Source organism: Alphaproteobacteria bacterium, from assembly GCA_015231795.1.
Lineage (GTDB): Bacteria > Pseudomonadota > Alphaproteobacteria > Rhodospirillales > WMHbin7 > WMHbin7.
On sequence record JADGAX010000002.1, the window covers coordinates 636037 to 654346 of the forward strand.

Genomic DNA, 18310 nt, shown 5'->3' on the forward strand with positions numbered 1-18310 from the left:
CACTATCTGCGCGCCAGCTTTGGCGTCAGCCGATCGGAACTTAGGGCGGTCAGAAAGGCGGCCAGGTCATCGATATCCTGGCGGCTTAGATATTTCTGGCCAGGCTTGGGCGCTCGCCCACTGCCTTCGATCACGGCGTTCAACTGGGCTTCGGCCATTACCCGCACGGCCTCTTTCAGGTCGGACACGGCGCCATTGTGAAAATAGGGCGCGGTCAGGGCGACGTTGCGCAGACTGGGAATGCGCCAGATGCCATTGGGGCTGTCCTTGGGGGCCTTGCCCTTGTCCTCGCCTAGACGGTATTTGGCGGCCAAGGGGCTGCGCGAGGCCATCAGATAGCGGTCGGAAGCGAAAGGCGGGAACAGGCTGGCCTGGCTGAAATTGGGTCCCGAATGGCAGGTGATGCAACCGGCGCTGCGAAACAAGGCCATGCCGCGCTTTTGATCGGGCGCCAGCGCGTCGCCGTCGCCATGCATGAAACGATCAAAGGGGGCGTCGGGGGTGATCAGCGTGCGTTCATAGCTGGCGATGGCCTTGGCGATGGCGTCGATGCCGATGGGGGCGCTTTCACCGAAGGCCCTGGCGAAAGCGTCGCGGTAGCTTTCATCCGCACGCACCCGCATTGCTACCGCCTCCAGGCTGGGCATGCCCATTTCGCCAAGATTGACCGGCGGCCCCTTGGCCTGTTCTTCCAAGGAAGATGCGCGTCCATCCCAGAACTGCACCGCCTGGAAGGCGGCGTTCCATACGGTAGGCGCGTTCCTGGGGCCGATCTGGCTGTTGATGCCCAGCGCCGTCGCCCGGCCATCGGCGCCCGCCTTGCCGGACACGTCATGGCACGAGGCGCAGGCGACAGTCCGGTCAAGGGACAGGTTGGGGTCGAAAAACAGGCGCTCGCCCAGTGCCGCCTTTTCTTGCGTCAACGGATTGTCGGCGGGCGCGGGGGCCGCATCGGGCAAGGCTTGCCAGCCAAGGCGCAGGCGCATATCCTCGGACGCTTTGTCCTCGCCTTCCGGCATGGCCTCATGGGCCAGATGCGCGATCAAGGGGGTGACGGTCACTTGCGGGGCCTGCGACAGGGCCAGGATGATGACCAGCTTCAGCGTCAGAACGATGGCGCCAGCGCCCAGGCCAGCGCCCAGGAACCAGCGCCCGCCGCCGGACAGGGCATTCTGGAACTTGGCCGTGGGGGCCAGATCGCGCCCGACGATCAGAAACAGCCCCAATCCCGCCGCAAAGATCAGGAACAGCATATAGGTCAGCAATTCGCCCAGATTGGCGTTCATGGGGCTGCTCCAACAAGACGGGGATGGATCAGGCTGCTTCGGCCTGGCGCATGAAGAAGGTGTCCGACGGGCTGGCGGTTTCGATTTCGGTGATCGAATCGAAGGGCAGGCCCATCCGTTCATGGGCCCGCTTCACGGCCAGGGCGTCGGGGGCCATGGTCAGGCAGAAGGCGCGGCCGGCCTCAAGGCCGACATGGCTGCGGACCAGGAACACCCCTTCGGCCCGGCAGGCCTCCTCAAAGGCGACCATGAAGCCCTCGAACTGTTCGCGGGAAAGCTGGCCGGGAAAGCTATTCTTGGATTTGTCGTGGGTATCGAGGAAGAATTTCAAACGTTGCATGACAGTCTCCGGCATCATAGTGGATCGATGCCGAAAGCCTATGCTCCTGCGACAAGCTGGGTCTGTAGCTTAGGATACAAAGCATAAAAAAAACCCGGCCAAGCCGGGTTCTATCGGGCATTTGGTAGCGGGGGAGGGATTTGAACCCCCGACCAAGGGATTATGATTCCCCTGCTCTACCACTGAGCTACCCCGCCAGAACCACTAGAATGTGGGAGGGGCCTAATAGCCCGTGGGCCGCCGCCTGTCAAGACAGGCCATGACGGTTTGGGGTCAATCCTTTTGCCGACTTGCTATTTATTAACGCTAAGGCGTAGTCTTTCTTCAAGAAAGTCGGGTCAAGACCTGCAAGGGAGAGCCGGGCATGATAGAAATCCGCATTCACGGTCGAGGCGGCCAGGGCAACGTGGTGGCCGCCTATGTCCTGGCTGGCGCCGCTTTCGAGGAGGGCAAACGTTGCCAAGCCTTTCCCAATTTCGGCGCCGAGCGCCGCGGCGCTCCGGTGGTGGCCTTCGTGCGCATTTCCGAGAAACCCATCCTGCGCCGCTGTCAGGTCGAGGCGCCGGGCTTCCTTTTGATCCAAGACGAAAGCCTTTTGCACATCCCCTCGGTGCTGGAAGGATTGAAAGACAAGGGCGGAATTCTGGTCAACTCGTTGAAAAGCAGCGAGGAATTGACCAAGGAATATGGCCGCCCCATGGTGGCGCTGGCGGGCAGCCAGATGGCCGCCGAGATCGTGGGCAAGCCGCTGGCCAATGTCGCCCTGCTCTCGGCCTTCCTGACCCTGACCGGCCTTTTGCCGCTGGACGCCCTGAAAAAGGCGCTCTCCAAGCGCTTCAGGGGCGAGGTGCTGGACAAGAACCTGAAATTGATCGACGAGGTGGGAAGCCATGTGACGGCTGACCTGTGGAAGAAGGAGGCCAAGCATGTTGCATGCGCTTGAAGGTTCGCAGGCCATCGCCCAGGCGGTGGCGCTGTGCCGCCCCGCCGTGGTGGCCGCCTATCCGATCACACCCCAAACCCATATCGTCGAGAACATCTCGAAGCTGGTCGCCGACGGCAAGCTGAAATGCGAATTCGTCAGCGTGGAAAGCGAATTCTCGGCCGCTTCGGTGGTGCTGGGTTCGGCCGCCACGGGGGCGCGTTCCTACACCGCCTCGTCCTCGCAGGGCATTCTGCTGATGGCCGAAGTGCTGTTCGACATCGCGGGCATGCGTCTGCCCATGGTGCTGACCTGCGCCAACCGCGCCATCTCGGCCCCGATCAACATCTGGAACGACCATCAAGACGCCATGACGGTGCGCGATTCGGGGTGGATCCAGCTTTACTGCGCCGACAACCAGGAAGCCATCGACACCACCATCCAGGCCTTCCGCATCTCGGAACGCACCGAATTGCCGGTCATGGTCTGCGTGGACGGTTTCGTCCTGACGCATACGCTGGAAGTGGTGGACATGCCCACGGCCGAAGAGGTCGATTCCTACCTGCCGCCCTTTACCTTCAAGAACAAGCTGGACCCCAAACATCCCTTAAGCCTGGGCACGCTGGTGGGGCCGGAATACTACACCGAGGCCCGCTATTCCCTGCACAGAGCACTTGAAAAAGCGCTGCCCGAAATTGAATCGGCGGATGCCGATTGGGCCAAGATTTGCGGGCGCGCTTCGGGCGGCCTGCTGACCGTCGATGGCCCGGAAAGCGCCACCATTGGCGTGCTGGCCATGGGGTCGGTGGTCTCCACCCTGACCGAAGCCAACGAGATTCTGCCCGGCAAGAAGCGGGTCAAGCTGATGAAGCTCAGGGCCTTCCGACCCTTCCCAGCCGAAGCGCTGCGCCAAGCCTGCGCGGGCTTGAAGGAACTGATCGTGCTGGAACGCGCCTTCTCGCCCGGTTGCGGCGGCATTCTGGGCACCGAAGTGCGGGCCGCGCTGGCTGGCATGGCAAAGCCGCCCGCCGTGCGCAATTTCGCGGTGGGGCTGGGCGGGCGCGACATTCCGCTGGGCACACTGTCGAAATTGCTCGACGCCGCCAAGGCGCAGGGCAACCAGGGCTTTTCCATCCTTGACGTGGAGCCGGAACGGCTCCCGCCTGAAGACCGCTGAGGAGGCCCTAGTCATGGACAACACCAAGCTCAAGCAGGAAATTCAGGAACGCAGGCTTCAGATGCAATCGGCGCCCAAGGAAGGGGTTGCCGGTCAGCACAATATGGAAGAGCTGCGCAAATTGCAGCCGCGCTACCGGGGGCTTGAAGCCGGACATCGCGCCTGCCAAGGCTGCGGCGAGGCGCTGGCCGCCCGTCTGGTCACCGAGGCGGCGGGTCCCGACGTGATCTTGACCAACGCCACCGGCTGTTTGGAAGTGTTCACCACGCCCTGGCCGCAATCGGCTTGGCGTCTGCCCTGGATCCATTCCTTGTTCGAGAATTCGGCGGCGGTGGCGTCCGGCGTCGAGGCGGCCTTGAAGGCGCAGGGGCGCTCGACCAAGGTGATCGCCCAGGGCGGCGACGGCGGCACCTTCGACATCGGCTTTCAGGCCCTGTCGGGCATGCTGGAACGTCAGCACAACATCCTTTATGTCTGTTACGACAACGAAGCCTACATGAACACCGGCATCCAGCGTTCGGGCAGCACGCCGCACGCCGCCATGACCACCACCAGCCCGCCCGGCAAGGAACGGATGGGCAAGCGGCACATGAAGAAGGACTTGCTGTCCATCATCGCCGCCCATCACATCCCCTATGCGGCATCGGCTTCGGTAGCCTATCCGGCGGACATCCGCAGGAAAGTGCGCCGCGCCGTTTCCATCGAAGGCCCCACCTTCTTGCTGATTCACAGCCCGTGCCCGCTGGGCTGGGGCATTGAAAGCGACGTCTCGATCGAGGTGGCCCGTCTGGCCGTGCAAACCGGCCTGTTCCCGGTCATCGAACTGGAGCGCGGCGAGTTGACCGGCGTCATGCCGATCAGGAATCCCAGGCCGGTGACCGATTATCTGAAGCTGCAAAATCGCTTCAAGCACCTGTTTACCGACGACCCCAGAGCCAGAAAAGAGCGCGAGCATGTGCAAGCGCTGGCCGATCACAATATCGAGATCTATCAGTTGCGGGGCGAGGGCGTGGATGCGCTGGACACCGACGGCGCCGATACGGTGCGTCGCGGCGGCGTGGTCGATTGAGGGAGGGCGGACGGATGAAACAGCTTTCACGCGGCGCGTTTGCCCTTCCCGGCACATCGCTTGATTTCAAAACCGGCACTTGGCGCAATGAAATGCCGGTTCACACCCATTGGGGCGCGCCCTGCCATGTCGCCTGCCCGGCGGGCGAGGATGCGCAGGCCTACATCGCCAAGATGATGGAGGGACATCCCAAGCAAGCCTGGGAAATTTTGGTGCAGGCCAATCCGCTGCCCGCCACCACGGCCCGCGTCTGCCCGCATTTTTGCGAACAGGCCTGCAACAGAAAGCATATGGATCAGCCGATCGCCATTCATCTGATCGAGCGCTATCTGGGCGACGAGGCGATCAAGAACAACTGGGCCTATCCGGTCGACGTAAGCAAGGAAGACGGCGATCCGGTCTGCGTGGTTGGCGCGGGTCCCGCCGGTCTGTCGGCGGCCTATCATCTGCGCCGCCTGGGCCACCCCGTCACGCTGATCGACAGCCTGCCCGAAGCGGGCGGCTTGTTGCGCACCGCCATTCCGGTGACCCGCCTGCCCCGCGACGTGCTGGACGCCGAAGTGGGTCGTTTGCTCAAACTGGGCATCGACTTCAAGCCGCGCACGGCGCTTGGCCGCGACGTCAGCCTTGAACAATTGATGGGCGAGCATGCCTATCTGTTCTTAGCGCCGGGGGCCGCGAAAAGCCGCCATTGGAGCGTTGACGGCGCGGTGCCCAGCGATCTGCGCGAGGGGCTTGGCCTATTGAAGGAATGGCTGGTGGTGGGCGACATCCCCAAGCCCAAGTCGGTGGCCATCCATGGCGGCGGCAATACGGCGGTCGATCTGGCCCGCGTGATGAAGCGCGCCGGCGTGGCCGACGTGCATGTGATTACCGCTTCCGGCCTGCCCGGTCCCGACGCCGATCCCAAGGATGTGCTGAACGTAGTGCCCAGGGAATTCGAGCAGGCGGTGGAAGAAGGCATCGTCTTCCATGCGCATCGCACGATTCAGCGTTTGTTGATGCGCGGCTCGAAGTTGGTCGGCCTCGAGATGGTGCATTTGAAGAAGCTGCCGGGAGCGGGCGGGCGATCCTCGCGCGTTGCCTTCGAAGGCACGGAAACCGTTTTGCATGTCGAGATGGTGGTGCCCGCCATCGGCGAGGTGGTTGAGCCGCAAGGCTTCGAGAACCTGCTGGGCCATGCCGATTATTTCAAGGCCGATCCCATCGGGCAGATCGCCGGTTCGGATCGCGTGTTGGTGGGCGGCGATGCCAGGGGCGATCGCGGCACGGTGACGGCGGCCATCGGCGACGGGCGGCTGGCCGCCCTGGCCATTCACGCCAAATTGACCGGCAAGGAATTGCCCGATCCCAAGCGCCGCCCCTTCATCGATTACGACAAGCTGAACGTCAATTACTTCGAACCTGCGAAACGGGCCGTCGAACCCATGCTGGCGCTTGAGCAACGCAACGACAGCGACGAGATCGAAGGCGGTCTCAACTACGCACAGGTCACGCACGAGATCGGACGCTGTTTTTCTTGCGGCAACTGTCTGGCCTGCGACAATTGCTGGACCTTGTGTCCGGACAATGCCGTGATCAAAACGGTGGAGCGGGCGGCCGACGGGTCGCACTATGTATTCGACTATGAATATTGCAAAGGCTGCGGCCTGTGCGCCCATGAATGCCCCTGCGGCTATATCGGCATGGTGAGCGATTGACCGGGACAGGAGTAGATTCCTTGACTTTCCGGCCCTGGAACCGCATTCTCGGGCCGTTAGAGCTTGGAAGGAACTAAAGAATGAGTCGTCGTCTGGCAGGATTTCTGGCCGCGCTGGCCGTCATGGCCATAAGCTCCCCGCTTTGGGCGCAATCGTTGGATGCGCTTCAGGCGCGCCTGTCGGCCCTCTCCTTCGGCACCCTTGATCGCGGCCAGGTGGTCGAAGTTCGCCTGCAAGACGATTCCGAGGACAACAAGGCGATCAAGGCGGCGTTGGAACAGTCCTTGACCAAGGCGGGCTATCGCCTGACTCCCAATGCCCGCTATGTCCTGTCTTTCGAGGCCACGAACTCACTGACCGCCAACGATCCCAAGCGCCCCACCGTTTTTTCGGTCGATGGCCACAAGGGAAGCTATGACGATTCCGTGGAAGCCAGGGTCAAGCTGTTCTCGACCGGCGAAGACAGCGTTTTCAAGCAACGGCCCGACGAAGGCCCGCAGGGCACGGCGGGCAGCGTACGTCTCGATCTGGGCGTGATCGACCGGTCGGGCGGCAAGCGTTTGTGGCAGGGCTGGGCGCAGACGCCGGTGCAAACATCGGACACGCTGGCGCTTACCAAATCGCTGGCAGAGCCGCTGGTCGCCCATCTTGGCCAAGCGGTGAAAAACAAGTCCGTGCCGCTGGTAGCTAAGTAGCCCCGCAGATTTTCTTACGTCACCAGCTTCAGCTGGTTGTCGAGCCGTGCCACGACATCCTCGATCCGGTCGGCCTGCAGCAGGCGCTTAGCGCCTTGCGAAACCAGAAACTCGCCGCCCTTGCCCAAGGTTCCCGGTCGGAACTTCGAGATGGTGTAGGCCGGGCGTTCCAAAGCGCTTTTATAGACGGTGAAGGACGCCATGCCGGGGGCTTGGCGGATGGCGTAATCGCGCCATTCGCCCCGCTTGACCCGGCGGCTGTACAGGGCCAGCAGCAGGTTCAGTTCAGGGCGCGTGAAGCACACCGCGTCCAGGCGGCGGCGTCTTTCCTCGCTTAAGCGGACCAGCTTGCTCATCGTCCGTCCCAAAATTGGCAGGGACAATACTTGACCGGGTGCTTGGCCGCGGTCAATGATTCGAATCTAGAGAAGAATCAGCGGGTTGGCGTGGGCTGGCGGTTGTAGGCCTCGACTCCCACCGCCTGGGCGCCGTCGCCGTAGGGGTCGGGTTCGCGATAGCAGCTCACTTGGCCCAGCGTGCGGTAGCAATAGACGTCGGGGCGTTGAATGGGCGGGTTGCGGCTGACGCAGAACTGCCCTTCGTCCTTGGCGCGGATGGTTGAGCAATCCTTGCCGGTAGCGAGCGAGGCCACATGGTCGGTGGCGGTCTTGCCGGTCGCCACCAGGGAAACCACCTCGACCTGCATCAGGCCGCTGGTGATGGGATATTGGCCGGTCGTCATGTCGTAACCGCAGGCCGCCGCCAACAGGGGCAGGAGCAGAATGGCCAGTCTTTTGATGCGCGTTGCCATCATTCGTCACCCTCTTTACCGGCATTAAGACTATCAAAGGCCGGTTAAAGAAGACTGAATCAAGCGGTTACCTGTTTTGTCCGGGCGCCCACAAGATGTCGTCTTCGCCCTGGCGATTTGCGCTCCTGGCCAAGACGAAAAGCAGGTCGGACAGACGATTGGCATAGGCCAGGGCCTGGGGATTGATCGGTTCCTCTTCAGCCAGCGCCGCTATCAGCCGTTCGGCCCGGCGCACCACCGTGCGGGCCAGATGCAAATAAGCCGACGCCGCGCTGCCGCCAGGAAGAATAAAAGATTCCAATGGATTGAGGCTTGCATTCTGCAAGTCGATCTCGGCCTCCAAGCGCAGAACCTGGGATGGATCTATCCGCAAGCGAGGCGCAGCATCGTCCTCGGCAGCCTTTGGCGTGCACAGATCGGCCCCCAGATCGAACAAATCGTTCTGAATACGGGCCAGAATGGCGTCGATCTCGGGCGCATCGGCGCAATGAAGGCGCGCCAGACCCAAAACGGCATTGGCTTCGTCAACTGTGCCATAGGCTTCGACCCTGAGCGCATGTTTGGCGACCCGCTGGCCGGAACCCAGCGACGTCATGCCCTTGTCGCCGCCCCTGGTGTATATGCGCGTCAAGCGGACCATCAATCACGCCTTGCAAAAGAGTAGGTAAGATAACGATATAGCGCTTCCCGGCTTGCCAGGCGAGCCAATTTCGGTCCAATCTCCGCCCATGATCCGCCTGTCGCCCATCCTAAGCCTCTATATCGGCCGCCAGTTCCTGATGGCCTTTCTCGCCACACTGGCCGTGGTGTCGGGAATCGTGCTCATGTTCGACGTGATCGAACTGGTGCGCCGCTCTTCGGGCAAGGGATCGGTCAGCTTTTTCACGCTGCTGGAAATGGCGCTCTACAAGCTGCCGCAGATGGTGCAAACCCTGCTTCCCTTCGCCGTGATGATCGGGGCGATGGTGGTGTTCTGGCGGCTGACGCGCACGCGTGAACTGGTGGTGACCAGGGCCGCCGGGGTCAGCGTCTGGCAATTCCTGGCTCCGGTGATGATCCTGGTCTTTTTCATTGGCGTCTTGATGGTGGTGGCCTTCAATCCGCTGGCCTCCAGCCTGTTTGCGCGCTACGAGCGCATGCAAGACGAGATTCAAATTCGCTCGTCGAATCCCTTAAGTTTCTCATCGGGCTTCGGTCTGTGGCTGCGCGAGACCAGCGGCAACCGCCAAATGATCATTCACGCCAATCAGGTTCGCCAAGATGATCGCAGCCTGGTTCTCGGCAATATCAGCATCTTCCATCTTGAGGATAACCGGTTCACCTTCCGCCACGACGCGGCGCGCGGGCGCATCGCCGATCAGCGCATCGATCTCGAGAAAGTGTGGGAGATCGTGCCCGGGCGGCCTTCCGAACCCAGGCCGCACATCACCTTGCCGACCACGCTGACCATCTCGAAGATCCAGGATAATTTTTCGTCGCCGGAAACCATGTCCTTCTGGGAACTGCCGGGCTTCATCCGCTTTACCGAGGAATCGGGCTTCTCGGCACAGAAGCACCGCATGTATTTCCAGTCGTTGCTGGCCTCGCCGGTGCTGTTGTGCGCCATGGTGCTGGTGGCCGCCGTCTTTTCGCTGCGGCCCAACCTGCGCATGGGCGGCGTGATGATCCGCTTGGGCGGCGGCGTGGCCGCCGGATTTCTGTTCTTCTTCTTCTCGAAAGTCGCCTTCGCGCTAGGCCTTTCCGCCACCTTGCCGCCCACGCTGGCCGCCTGGAGTCCCGCCATGGTGACGCTGCTGGCGGGCCTGTCCACGCTCTTCCATCTCGAGGACGGATGATGAACGCGCCCAGCGCAACGGCAGGACGCTTGGCCTTGCCGATCTTTCTGTTCGCGGCCGCCGCCGTTACCGGCTGGCGCTTTCTGGTGCTGTCCGCCAGCCCCCTGAATCTGTCCTTTGACGAAGCGCAATATTGGCTGTGGTCGCTGTCGCCCGACTGGGGCTATTACTCGAAACCGCCCTTCGTGGCATGGTCGATCGCGCTGGCCCAGGGCGTTTGCGGCGAAGGCGAGGCGTGCATCCGCATGCCGTCTTCGGTCGCCTACGCCATCGGCTCGGTCTTCGTCTTTCTGGCCGCCCGCCATCAATGGGGCAATCAGGTGGCCTTCTGGTCGGGTCTGGCCTTTCTGACCCTGCCCGGCGTCGCCTATTCCTCGATGCTGGTCACCACCGATCCCCCGCTTTTGATGTTCTGGGCAATGGCCCTCTACGCCGTTGTGCGCGCGCAAGACAGCGACCGACCGATAGGCTGGTGGGCGCTGCTGGGCGTCGCCATGGGGTTGGGCCTGTTGTCGAAATACGCCATGATCTTGTTTGCGCTGTCGCTGGCGCTGTATTTGGGCTTTACGAGCCAAGCGCGCCAGCAGGCTGGTTGGCGCGGCCCTGCCCTGGCGGGCTTGCTCGCCCTGCTTTTATACCTGCCCAATTTCTTTTGGAACGCCGCCAACGGCTTCGCCAGCTATCTGCACACCAAGGACAACGCCAATCTGGCGGGTCCCTTGTTTCATCCGGAAAAGATGGCTGAATTCGTCGGCTCGCAATTTGCCGTTTTCGGCCCCTTGCTGTTCGCGTCCCTGCTTGTCTTTCTGATTCTCGTCAAGACAAGCGCCAAGGACGCACGGCTTCGCCTGCTGGCCTTTCTAACGCTGCCCATCTTGCTGCTGATGATCGTGGAAAGCCTGCTGTCCAGGGCCAATGCGAATTGGGCGGCCCCCTCCTATGTGGCGGGTTCCGTTTTGGTCACCGCATGGCTGGCCCAAAAAAACCGGCTGGGTCTGGTTCGCCTGTCCGTCGTGCTGCATATGACGCTGGCCACCCTGGTCTATAATTACGAACAGGCCTTGTCCCTGCTGGGCCTGCCGCTGGACGCCAAGACCGACATCGCCAAGCGCCTGAAAGGCTGGCCCGAGGCGGGGGCAAGGGTTGCGGAGTTGCTGGGCCAGCATCCGGGCGCCGTTCTCATGAGCGACGACCGCAAGCTGATGGCCTCGCTCAGCTATTATGCGCGCCCGCGATCGCTGGCCGCCGTCAAATGGAACCCAACCGGGCGCGTGCGCGACACGTTCGATCTGAACGCCAGCTTCAAGGGGAACAGCGAAAGCCAGCTTGTCTTCGTGACCGAGCGAGAAACCATTCCGGAAATCGCACAATCATTTGACGCAGCCGATGCGTTGGGCCTTATTCGCCAGCCCATTCATCCTGGCTATTCCATCGACATGCACGTCTTTCTTCTGACGGGTTACAAGGGCCGCTGACGTGACGCGACACATTCCCTACTCCATCCTCGCTGTGATGATTCTGCTGGCCTTCACGCCGGGTTTCGACCTGTTTTTCACCGGCCTGTTTCACAATGAGACGGAATGGTTTTTCTGGCGTTACGCGCTGCCGTTGGAATTCGTGCGCAAGGCCCTGCCCACCTTGATCATCGGCGTGGGCGTGTTCTTGCTGCTGATCGGCCTAGCCAATCTTTGGCTGAAGGACAACATCTTCAACATGACGCGCCGCGCCATGGCCTATCTGCTGTTGACCATTCTTCTGGGGCCGGGCCTGATCGTCAATCTTCTGTTCAAGGAACATTGGGGCCGGGCGCGGCCAACCACCATCGTCGAGTTCGGCGGCAGGCAGAATTTCACTCCGCCCTTCGTGATGACCGATCAATGCGACGGCAATTGCTCCTTCGCCTCCGGCCATGCGGCGATCGCCTTTTGGACCTTTGCCCTGGCCATGCTGCTGCCGCCCGCCTGGCGCGTGCGGGCGGGATGGGCCGCCATCTGTTTCGGTTTTCTGATCGGACTGGTGCGCGTGATCCAGGGTGCGCACTTCTACAGCGACGTGATGTCGGCTGGAATCGTCACCGTGGGGGTCGCCCTGGCGCTTAGGCCGTTGCTTAAATCTGGGACTGGGACGCCTCGAGCGTGAAGTAGAAAACGCTGCCCTGGCCCGGCGTGGATTCAACCCAGATTTCGCCGCCATGCCGCTCGGCGATGCGCTTGCAGACGGCCAGCCCGATGCCTGATCCGGGCACATGGCCGTGCGGATCGATGCGTTGGAACAAGGTGAACAGACGCTCGAACTGGTGGCGCTCGATGCCGACGCCGTTGTCGGCGATGGAAAACAGCCAGCGCTTGCCCACCGCGCGTGCCGCAATGCGGATCAGGGGCTTGCGCTCGGGGTGGCGGTATTTTAAGGCGTTGCCCAGCAGGTTCTGAAACAGGCTGACCAACTGCATGCGGTCCGCCAGAACGCCGGGCATGGTCTCGATATGGATTTCGGCAGCGCATTCCTGGATGGCGGCTTCTAGGTTGGCCAGCGCGTCCTTCAGGACTTCGCCGCTGTCGACCGGCTCGGGCGCTTGGCCCTGGGTGGTGATGCGCGAGAAGGACAGCAAGTCGCGGATCATGCTGGACAGGCGGGCGACGCCGTCTGTTGCGAAACCGATGAAGGTGTCGGCGTCCTCGTCCAGCCTGCCTTTGTATTTGCGCGCCAGCATCTGAACGTAATTGCCGATGTTGCGCAGCGGCTCTTGCAGGTCATGCGAGATGACGTAGGCGAAGCGCTCGAGATCCTCGTTCGAGCGGGCCAGTTCATCGGTGCGCAGGGCCAAGATCCGTTCGGCCTCCTTGCGGCTGCTGATGTCGAGCACGGCGGACAAGCACATCGGACCCAGGCCGGAACGCTCGTCTTCCATAAGCGACGACTGCAAGATGACCGGCATCGCAGGCGCTTCCGGCGTTTTCAGCGTCAGTTCGATCTGTCCGCCGAACCCTTGGAATATCTGGGCCAGATGGTGCTCGAAGCCGGGGCGGAATTCAGGCTCGATAAAGGCCGACAGCGGCATGCCGTGCAACGTTTCCGGTTGGTTGCATAGCAGGGCGGCCCCCATGGCGTTCACTTCTCGCAGAAAGCCATGCTCGTCGATCAGGAGATAGCCGATGGGAGAATTGTTGAACAGGCTGGCATAGCGCCACAGCGCCAGTTCCAAACAGCGTTGCGCTTCGCACAATTCGCTGTCCTTGGCCTGCAGCCTGTCTTGACAATGATCGATGCCTGAAAGCGTGCGCAAGAACGCGTCGCCGGTTTCGCGCTCGACGCGTTCCTTGGCTTCATATTCGCTCAGCCTCGCCTTCAGGCAAGCCAGCTCGGCTTGCAGTTCCTGACGGCTCTTTGGCACCGACACGTCCATGGGGCTGGCCCCACTCCTGGTCATGACAACGATATGAAGGTGTGTCGAGACTGTCCCCACAACCCCTCGTAGGGGCGGCACTTTACAGTGGTGCATTCCTCTTGTCACCTGCCGTTCTTTCTAACTATTGACCGAAGGGGGCGCAATGAGGATGCTCACCCATGCCCCATAAAGCACCCTATTCTTTCCTTTGGCTTCAGGCGGCGTCCTGCGGCGGCTGTACGGCGGCGGCGCTGGGGAGCGATCCCTCCTTCCTTGACAGGGCGACGCCAAACATTAAGTCATTGGCGCATCAGGCGTTTTCTGAAGAATGCGGGGTTGAGTTCAGCCAAATTCTCAGTGCCGTGCTGGAAGGCGGTCTGGTTCTGGACGGACTGTTGATCGAAGGCGCCATTTTGAACGGCCCCAACGGAACGGGGAAATTTCAAATGGCTCCTGGATTGGGCCAGCCCATGAACCGTCTGATCGCCGACCTGGCCGCCAAGGTGCTTCATGTCGTGGCGGTGGGCAGTTGCGCCGCCTTTGGCGGCGTGGTGGCGGGATTGGGCAGCCGGACCCAGGCGGTGGGGCTGCAATATGACGGCGGCGAGGCGGGTGGACTGCTGGGGGCGGGCTGGCGTTCCAGAAGCGGCCTTCCGGTCGTCAATGTCGCGGGCTGCGCGCCGCATCCCGGCTGGATTGTGGAAACCTTGCTGCTGTTGGCTGATGGCGCCTTGGCCCCCGATGACCTGGATTCCTTCCAACGTCCCAGCTTCTTTGCCGATCATCTGGCGCATCACGGCTGCAACCGCAATGAATATTACGAATACAAGGCCAGCGCCCATGACCCGTCGCAACAAGGCTGCTTGATGGAGAATATGGGGTGCCGGGCCACCCAGGCGCCGGGCGATTGCAATCGCAGGCGTTGGAACGGCGCCGGCTCTTGCACCAATGCCGGTTTCGCCTGCATCGCCTGCACGGTCCCCGGCTTTGCCTCCAGCGCCGACCCGTTCTTGGAAACGCCTAAGTTGGCGGGCATTCCGGTCGGTTTGCCGGTCGACATGCCCAAGGCCTGGTTCGTCGCCTTGGCGGCGCTGTCGAAATCGGCAACGCCGTCTCGCGTGCGCCGCAACGCCACGGAAAGCCGGATCGCCGTGCCGCCCGATCCCAGGTCAAGGAAGCCCAAATGACGCGTCTGATCGTGGGGCCGTTCAACCGCGTCGAGGGCGATCTTGAGATCAGGCTCGAGATCAAGGACGGGCTGGTGCAAGAAGCCTTTGCGACCGCGCCTCTGTTTCGCGATTTCGAGCATTTGATGGAAGGCCGCTTTCCGCAAGATGCGTTGGTGGTGGCGCCGCGCATCTGCGGCATCTGCTCGGTCGCGCAATCGGCGGCCTCGGCTTCGGCGCTGGCCGATTGCGTGGGCCTCGTCATGCCGCCCAATGGCCGCGCCGTCTTCAATTTGCTGCAAGCGCTGGAAAACGCCGCCGACCATTTGGTGCACTTCTCGCTGTTCTTCATGCCCGACTTCGCCCGCCATTTCTACGAAGGCCGACCTTGGCACGAAAAGACGGTTGCGCGCTTCAAGGCCCAGCAGGGCGAGATGGCCAGGCAGGCGGCGGCGGCGCGCACGCGCCTGTTCGCCGCCATGGGCATCTTGGCGGGAAAGTGGCCACATACGCTGGCCCTTCAGCCCGGCGGCTCGACCAAGCCGCTCGATCTGGCCGAACGCATCCGGCTATTGGAAATCATCGGCGAATTTCGTCGCTTCCTGGAAGGCGAGATATTCGCGGCCAATCTGGAACGCGTCGTCGTCTTGGCGACGCAAGGCGAGCTGGACGAATTGAAGCGGGGCGACTTCGGATTGTTTCTGTCCATCGCCGACGATCTGGACCTGTGGCGCTTGGGGCGATCCCCTGCGCCCTTGATGAGTTGCGGGGCCTTTCCGGGATTGGAGGGCGAGGCGCATCTCTTCGCCTCCGGCCTGTGGCGCGATGGCGCTAGGCAGGAACTTGACCTTGCCCGCATCACGGAAGACGCCAGCCGGTCTTGGTTGCAGGGCGGTCAACCGCTGCATCCATCTCAGGGAACCACCCAGCCCGAGGCCGACAAGCCAGATGCCTATAGCTGGTCGAAAGCCCCCCGCCTTCTCGGGCAGTCGGTCGAGGTGGGGGCGTTGGCCCGCCAAGTCCTGGCCGGGCAGCCCTTGGTCAAGTCGATGTTCGCCGAATTTGGCTCGACCGTGGCGACCAGGGTGGCGGCCCGCTTGATCGAACTGGCAAGGCTGGTCTTGCAGATGGAGAGTTGGGCGGGCGCGCTTGATCCAAGGCAACCCTTCTGCGTGCCGTTTGCAGCCATCGACGTTGGCCAGGGCGTGGGGCTGATCGAGGCGGCACGCGGCACGCTCGGCCACTGGTTGACCATCGAGCACGGAAAACTGAAGAACTATCAAGTGATTGCGCCGACGACCTGGAATTTTTCGCCCCGGGACGGCCAGCATCAACCCGGCCCGGTCGAAGCGGCACTGGTGGGAGTCAGGGTCGAGGAGGGGGAAAGCTCGCCGCTGGCCGTCCAGCATGTCGTGCGCTCGTTCGACCCTTGCATGGCCTGCACGGTGCACTGACGCAACAGGAAACAAACATTCCACAATGTGGAAGATACGCTTCCACTCGCTCGTTTCTACAGACTTCCATCATATAAATAAATTACCGCGATTATGACGGGTTAGCGCTCCGGGCTGGTTGGCACGATCCTTGCCCTACCAAAGGGTAGGGCGGTCTGCGCAAGCGGAGCTGACCCTAAAGATCGCGAACCACGCGACAGGTTTCGTCAGGGAGGAGTGACCCCTATCGAATCCAGACCTTCAACCCTGGGCTTGCGGCCCCGAGGGCGGTTGGCGTGGTTGCGTTCTTGCCACTGGGTATGAGCGGACGACTTAAGAGGGGTAGCGACATGTTCCGAGATTCGATCGACGCGCTGGAAGCCAAGCTGGGACTCGAGCGCCGGACCTTCCTCAAGTTCTGCGCCGCCATGGCGGCGACCATGGGGCTGCCCAAGGGGGCCGAAGCCCAGATCGCCCAAGCCATCTCGACCCCGGCCAAGCGGCCTTCGGTGATCTGGCTGCATTTCCAGGAATGCACCGGTTGTACGGAATCACTGCTCAGGGCCGAGCATCCGACCATCGAAAAGCTGATCCTCGAAATCATCTCGCTCGATTATCACGAAAGCCTGTTCGCCGCCGCCGGTCATCAAGCAGAAGCCGCGCGCTATGCCGCCATGGCGGCCAACAAGGGCAAATACGTGCTGGTGGTCGAGGGCGCCATTCCGGTCAAGGACGGCGGCATCTACTGCAAGATCGGCGGCAAGACCGCGCTGGACATTCTGAAGGAATGCGCTGCCGACGCCGCGGCCATCATCGCCATCGGTTCATGCGCTTCCTGGGGCGGTATGCCCTCGACACCACCCAATCCCACCGGCGCTTCGCCGGTCAACGCCATCATCAAGGACAAGCCGGTCGTCACCATTCCGGGCTGTCCGCCCAACCCCTACAATTTCCTCTCCACCGTCGTGCACTACCTGACCTTCGGGTCGCTGCCCAAGATCGACGCCGAGGGCCGCCCGCTGTTCGCCTATTCGCGCCTGATCCACGAAAATTGCGAGCGCCGCGCCCATTACGACGCCGGGCGCTTCGCCATGGAATTCGGCGACGAGGGCCACCGCAAGGGCTACTGCCTGTACAAGCTGGGCTGCAAAGGCCCCGAGACCTACGCCAACTGCCCCTCGATTCTGTTCGGCGACGTCGGATCGGGTTCCTGGCCGGTCGGCACCGGTCATCCCTGTTTCGGCTGCACCGAAAAGGGCGTCGGCTTCTACAAGCCCATCCATCAACTGGCCGACGTCAAGAACGTGGTGCCGCCCGCCTCTTATCCGCGCGTCGTGGAAGAGCAGGGCGTGGGCGCCACGCTGGGGTCGGCGGCGCTGGTCGCCGCCGTGGCCGGTCTGGCCGCCGGGGCGGGCTACAAGGTGGCTGGCAATCTCGGCAAGAACAGCAGCGGTTCCGACAAAGACAGCGCGGAATAAGGAGCCTGATCATGACGCTCGATCGGCGCAACTTCATGAAGGCGGCGTTGGGCGGCACAGCCGCAGCAACGGCCGCCGTCGCCCTGCCCTCCAACAAAGCGCATGCGCGCGACAACAAAGCGATGCCGCCCAAGGCGGTGGGCCTGTTGTTCGATTCGACGCTGTGCATCGGCTGCAAGGCCTGCGTGACGTCCTGCAAGGACGCCAACGACATGCCTGCTGAATTTTCGACGCCCGACAAATTGTGGGATACGCCGCTTGACCTGTCGGGCAAGACGCTCAACGTCATCAAATCCTATGCCGAGGGCACCTCGGACGTGAAGGATCGCGAAGGCAACGGCTACGCCTTCGTGAAGAAATCCTGCCTGCATTGCGTCGATCCGTCCTGCGTCTCGGCCTGTCCGGTCACGGCGATGAGCAAGGATCCCGAGTCCGGCATCGTCTCGTACGACGCCGACAAATGCATCGGCTGCCGCTACTGCGTCGCCGCCTGTCCCTTCGGCGTGCCCAGGTTCCAGTACGACACCGCGACGCCCAGAATCCAGAAATGTCAGTTGTGCAAGCAGCATTTGGCCAGCACGGATGCGGAGCGCAAATACAAGTTCGCCGCCTGCGCCCAGGTTTGTCCGACGGGTGCGACCTTGTTCGGCCCTGTCGAGCTGTTGAAGGCCGAGGCCCAGCGCCGCCTTGAGCTTGAGGCGGGGGTTGCCGCCGTCTATCCGCGCGGCCATATCGAAACGCCCTTCCCATCACACGAAAAGCCGGCGCCCGACTACAAGAAGCGCATCTATGGCGACAAGGAAATCGGCGGCACGCAGATGCTGCTGCTGGCGGGCGTTTCCTTCGGCAAGCTGGGTTATCCCGACCTGCCCGAGCAAAGCTACGCCGCCAAATCTGAAAGCCTTCAGCATAGCTTGTATGGCGGCATGATCCTGCCCCTGGTCGCCCTGGCTGGCCTGGCCTTCGCCACCAAGCGCACGGCGGGTGCTCATAAGAACGAGGAGGGTGAATAA

Annotated in this window: 18 protein-coding genes and 1 tRNA gene; 12 read left to right on the forward strand and 7 right to left on the reverse strand. The window is 62.3% G+C overall.

Annotated features, from left to right (window positions below; all coding sequences use genetic code 11):
- Nucleotides 1-2: 2 nt before the first annotated feature.
- The 3 genes from HQL44_07240 to HQL44_07250 all read right to left on the reverse strand — a co-directional run bounded on the left by HQL44_07240 (nucleotide 3) and on the right by HQL44_07250 (nucleotide 1823).
- Nucleotides 3-1286, reverse strand: coding sequence for a c-type cytochrome (locus HQL44_07240; GenBank protein MBF0268371.1), 1284 nt, complete (start codon nucleotides 1284-1286; stop codon nucleotides 3-5).
- A gap of 28 nt (nucleotides 1287-1314) precedes the next feature.
- Nucleotides 1315-1626, reverse strand: a complete 312-nt coding sequence (locus HQL44_07245; protein ID MBF0268372.1) for a DUF4242 domain-containing protein — start codon at nucleotides 1624-1626, stop codon at nucleotides 1315-1317.
- Nucleotides 1627-1748: 122 nt separating this feature from the next.
- Nucleotides 1749-1823 (reverse strand) — tRNA-Met (locus tag HQL44_07250).
- Between the two features lie 167 nt (nucleotides 1824-1990).
- Here HQL44_07250 and HQL44_07255 point away from each other — a divergent pair.
- The 5 genes from HQL44_07255 (at nucleotide 1991) to HQL44_07275 (ending at nucleotide 7189) form a co-directional block, all read left to right on the forward strand.
- Nucleotides 1991-2569 (forward strand): 2-oxoacid:acceptor oxidoreductase family protein, encoded by a 579-nt coding sequence (locus HQL44_07255; GenBank protein MBF0268373.1) that lies wholly within the window; start codon nucleotides 1991-1993, stop codon nucleotides 2567-2569.
- Nucleotides 2553-3725: a pyruvate ferredoxin oxidoreductase gene (gene porA / locus HQL44_07260; protein ID MBF0268374.1), complete on the forward strand. Its 1173-nt coding sequence runs from the start codon at nucleotides 2553-2555 to the stop codon at nucleotides 3723-3725. Before HQL44_07255 ends, porA begins: the two co-directional genes overlap by 17 nt.
- A gap of 61 nt (nucleotides 3726-3786) precedes the next feature.
- A complete protein-coding gene (locus HQL44_07265) occupies nucleotides 3787-4794 on the forward strand; it encodes a pyruvate ferredoxin oxidoreductase (protein ID MBF0268375.1) in 1008 nt (335 codons plus the stop codon).
- A 14-nt stretch (nucleotides 4795-4808) separates the two neighbouring features.
- Nucleotides 4809-6494: an FAD-dependent oxidoreductase gene (locus HQL44_07270; GenBank protein MBF0268376.1), complete on the forward strand. Its 1686-nt coding sequence runs from the start codon at nucleotides 4809-4811 to the stop codon at nucleotides 6492-6494.
- 80 nt (nucleotides 6495-6574) lie between these two features.
- Nucleotides 6575-7189: a hypothetical protein gene (locus HQL44_07275; protein ID MBF0268377.1), complete on the forward strand. Its 615-nt coding sequence runs from the start codon at nucleotides 6575-6577 to the stop codon at nucleotides 7187-7189.
- Nucleotides 7190-7203: 14 nt separating this feature from the next.
- Here the strand turns inward: HQL44_07275 and HQL44_07280 are convergent, their stop codons facing one another.
- The 3 genes from HQL44_07280 to HQL44_07290 form a co-directional block, all read right to left on the reverse strand.
- Nucleotides 7204-7545 carry a DUF2794 domain-containing protein gene (locus HQL44_07280; protein MBF0268378.1) on the reverse strand — a complete coding sequence of 114 codons (342 nt, stop codon included), beginning with the start codon at nucleotides 7543-7545 and terminating at the stop codon, nucleotides 7204-7206.
- A gap of 77 nt (nucleotides 7546-7622) precedes the next feature.
- The gene (locus HQL44_07285; GenBank protein ID MBF0268379.1) at nucleotides 7623-8003 is read right to left on the reverse strand and encodes a hypothetical protein; all 381 of its coding nucleotides are present in this window, start codon (nucleotides 8001-8003) and stop codon (nucleotides 7623-7625) included.
- 64 nt (nucleotides 8004-8067) lie between these two features.
- Nucleotides 8068-8640, reverse strand: coding sequence for a cob(I)yrinic acid a,c-diamide adenosyltransferase (locus HQL44_07290; GenBank protein MBF0268380.1), 573 nt, complete (start codon nucleotides 8638-8640; stop codon nucleotides 8068-8070).
- Nucleotides 8641-8731: 91 nt separating this feature from the next.
- Here HQL44_07290 and lptG point away from each other — a divergent pair, with 91 nt between their 5' ends.
- From lptG to HQL44_07305, 3 genes are read left to right on the forward strand one after another with little or no spacing between them, the layout of a single operon-like run.
- Nucleotides 8732-9835, forward strand: coding sequence for an LPS export ABC transporter permease LptG (gene lptG / locus HQL44_07295; GenBank protein MBF0268381.1), 1104 nt, complete (start codon nucleotides 8732-8734; stop codon nucleotides 9833-9835).
- Complete coding sequence (locus tag HQL44_07300; GenBank protein MBF0268382.1) at nucleotides 9835-11310, forward strand: glycosyltransferase family 39 protein; 1476 nt, start codon at nucleotides 9835-9837, stop codon at nucleotides 11308-11310. Before lptG ends, HQL44_07300 begins: the two co-directional genes overlap by 1 nt.
- A 1-nt stretch (nucleotide 11311) precedes the next feature.
- The gene (locus HQL44_07305; protein ID MBF0268383.1) at nucleotides 11312-11974 is read left to right on the forward strand and encodes a phosphatase PAP2 family protein; all 663 of its coding nucleotides are present in this window, start codon (nucleotides 11312-11314) and stop codon (nucleotides 11972-11974) included.
- Here HQL44_07305 and HQL44_07310 read toward each other — a convergent pair.
- Nucleotides 11943-13262, reverse strand: coding sequence for a PAS domain S-box protein (locus tag HQL44_07310; protein ID MBF0268384.1), 1320 nt, complete (start codon nucleotides 13260-13262; stop codon nucleotides 11943-11945). The two genes, HQL44_07305 and HQL44_07310, sit on opposite strands and share 32 nt — an antisense overlap.
- Nucleotides 13263-13399: 137 nt before the next feature.
- Between HQL44_07310 and HQL44_07315 the strand changes: the two genes are divergently transcribed.
- The 4 genes from HQL44_07315 to hybA all read left to right on the forward strand — a co-directional run bounded on the left by HQL44_07315 (nucleotide 13400) and on the right by hybA (nucleotide 18310).
- Nucleotides 13400-14407, forward strand: coding sequence for a HupU protein (locus HQL44_07315; protein ID MBF0268385.1), 1008 nt, complete (start codon nucleotides 13400-13402; stop codon nucleotides 14405-14407).
- Complete coding sequence (locus HQL44_07320) at nucleotides 14404-15840, forward strand: nickel-dependent hydrogenase large subunit (protein MBF0268386.1); 1437 nt, start codon at nucleotides 14404-14406, stop codon at nucleotides 15838-15840. The genes HQL44_07315 and HQL44_07320 overlap by 4 nt, the downstream gene beginning before the upstream one ends.
- A 299-nt stretch (nucleotides 15841-16139) precedes the next feature.
- Nucleotides 16140-17297, forward strand: a complete 1158-nt coding sequence (locus tag HQL44_07325) for a hydrogenase small subunit (GenBank protein ID MBF0268387.1) — start codon at nucleotides 16140-16142, stop codon at nucleotides 17295-17297.
- 11 nt (nucleotides 17298-17308) lie between these two features.
- The gene (gene hybA, locus HQL44_07330) at nucleotides 17309-18310 is read left to right on the forward strand and encodes a hydrogenase 2 operon protein HybA (GenBank protein MBF0268388.1); all 1002 of its coding nucleotides are present in this window, start codon (nucleotides 17309-17311) and stop codon (nucleotides 18308-18310) included.

Bases quoted from the DNA above. Each gene is read 5' to 3' on its own strand.
- HQL44_07285 (MBF0268379.1), bottom strand. From the start codon at position 8,003: ATGATGGCAACGCGCATCAAAAGACTGGCCATTCTGCTCCTGCCCCTG.
- HQL44_07240 (MBF0268371.1), bottom strand. From the start codon at position 1,286: ATGAACGCCAATCTGGGCGAATTGCTGACCTATATGCTGTTCCTGATC.
- HQL44_07265 (MBF0268375.1), top strand. From the start codon at position 3,787: ATGCAATCGGCGCCCAAGGAAGGGGTTGCCGGTCAGCACAATATGGAA.
- HQL44_07245 (MBF0268372.1), bottom strand. From the start codon at position 1,626: ATGCAACGTTTGAAATTCTTCCTCGATACCCACGACAAATCCAAGAAT.
- HQL44_07310 (MBF0268384.1), bottom strand. From the start codon at position 13,262: ATGACCAGGAGTGGGGCCAGCCCCATGGACGTGTCGGTGCCAAAGAGC.
- HQL44_07290 (MBF0268380.1), bottom strand. From the start codon at position 8,640: ATGGTCCGCTTGACGCGCATATACACCAGGGGCGGCGACAAGGGCATG.
- porA (MBF0268374.1), top strand. From the start codon at position 2,553: ATGTTGCATGCGCTTGAAGGTTCGCAGGCCATCGCCCAGGCGGTGGCG.
- HQL44_07280 (MBF0268378.1), bottom strand. From the start codon at position 7,545: ATGAGCAAGCTGGTCCGCTTAAGCGAGGAAAGACGCCGCCGCCTGGAC.
- HQL44_07315 (MBF0268385.1), top strand. From the start codon at position 13,400: ATGCCCCATAAAGCACCCTATTCTTTCCTTTGGCTTCAGGCGGCGTCC.
- HQL44_07255 (MBF0268373.1), top strand. From the start codon at position 1,991: ATGATAGAAATCCGCATTCACGGTCGAGGCGGCCAGGGCAACGTGGTG.
- hybA (MBF0268388.1), top strand. From the start codon at position 17,309: ATGACGCTCGATCGGCGCAACTTCATGAAGGCGGCGTTGGGCGGCACA.
- HQL44_07325 (MBF0268387.1), top strand. From the start codon at position 16,140: ATGAGCGGACGACTTAAGAGGGGTAGCGACATGTTCCGAGATTCGATC.
- HQL44_07320 (MBF0268386.1), top strand. From the start codon at position 14,404: ATGACGCGTCTGATCGTGGGGCCGTTCAACCGCGTCGAGGGCGATCTT.
- HQL44_07270 (MBF0268376.1), top strand. From the start codon at position 4,809: ATGAAACAGCTTTCACGCGGCGCGTTTGCCCTTCCCGGCACATCGCTT.
- HQL44_07300 (MBF0268382.1), top strand. From the start codon at position 9,835: ATGAACGCGCCCAGCGCAACGGCAGGACGCTTGGCCTTGCCGATCTTT.
- HQL44_07275 (MBF0268377.1), top strand. From the start codon at position 6,575: ATGAGTCGTCGTCTGGCAGGATTTCTGGCCGCGCTGGCCGTCATGGCC.